Source organism: Gordonibacter pamelaeae 7-10-1-b (genome assembly GCF_000210055.1).
GTDB classification, from domain to species: domain Bacteria; phylum Actinomycetota; class Coriobacteriia; order Coriobacteriales; family Eggerthellaceae; genus Gordonibacter; species Gordonibacter pamelaeae.
Genome location: NC_021021.1, coordinates 2052560 through 2053677, shown reverse-complemented (window position 1 = coordinate 2053677; position 1118 = coordinate 2052560). Strand labels below are relative to the sequence as shown.

Here is a 1118-nt window from a genome sequence, read left to right as displayed (position 1 = left end):
CGCCGCCGCCCTCGCCCTCGGCGGCCATCATGCGGTACCAGGGTTCGTGGTCGTCCACGTAGAAGGGTGCGCGCAGCTCGGCCAGCTCTTCACCCGCGAACCCCTCCTCGCCAAGGAGGCGGTACACCGTCTCGGCGGTGGCCAGCGGCAGCGCGGCATCGATGCGCGCGAGCGTCGCCTGTTGGCGCGCGCCGCGCGCCGTGCGGGTGACGGGCAGATCGAGCTCGGCGATGGTGCGTTCCACCACGATGTCGCAGGCGGCATCCCAGCGCGCGGCGTCCACGTGCTCGCCGGGGTAGGGGTGCAAGAACACGTTATGCAACACGATGTGGAGGTAGGCCCGTGTGAGCTCGTTCGGCTCGGCCGCATAGAGGCGCGCGAGCGCGAGGGGGTCGTAGCGCAGGTGCAGGCCGTCGGTGGCGAGCGTGGCGCCCGGCACGGGGAAGGGGTGCAGGCGCGCGAACGCGGCGTTCATGAAACGCAAGCTCACGAGCAGGGCGTTTTTCGCGAGGTCGAGGGCTTGGCGGGCAAGCGGACCTGCGGCATCGGACGCCATGGGGCCTCCTTCGACGGCGGTGCGTGCGGCGGCGAGGCTGTCGGCTGGGCGTTCGCGCGCCTGCGCACCCTTGTGCCGGACACATGCTTGCCCTTGCCGCCACAGGCAGTGTAGCATGGGGGAAGCGGGCGGTAAACAAACGGATCGGCGATAAGTTTTGGGAGGTAGCACGAAACCATGCCTATGGATGATCTGGTGTTCAACGATGCTGAAACACCCATCGAAGAACTCATTGTGCATGCGCACCAAAATATGCCGACCCTGTCCGTCGCCGATGTCGCGGTGGCGGACGCGGCGCGCGCAGCTGATGGCGAGGTGTGGTCGCCGCAGCTTCCCTCGTATCGGGAATGGGCTGCCCGAAACGGTGCCGAGGGTACCGACGGCGACCTCTTGGTGGTCGGCTCGCTGGGCATGGGGCTGTCCGACGAGGAGCGCGAGGAGCTGCTCGCGCAGGCCGGAGGGCAAGCACGGCGCGACGAGGCGGCGGCGCCGGAATCGCCTGGCGGGATCGCAGCGGGCTTGCGAGGCGCTGTCGGCGTGCGCCGCGACGAGGAGGGCTATG

The 1118-nt window shown here is 69.3% G+C and carries 1 protein-coding gene and 1 pseudogene; one reads left to right on the top strand and one right to left on the bottom strand.

Annotated features, from left to right (window positions below):
• A partial coding sequence (locus GPA_RS09465) for a DUF2201 family putative metallopeptidase (protein ID WP_414735665.1) occupies positions 1 to 556 on the bottom strand: 556 nt, incomplete at its 3' end.
• 183 nt (positions 557 to 739) lie between these two features.
• Here GPA_RS09465 and GPA_RS19160 point away from each other — a divergent pair.
• Positions 740 to 1118: pseudogene (locus GPA_RS19160) on the top strand (leucine-rich repeat protein); the annotation flags it as partial.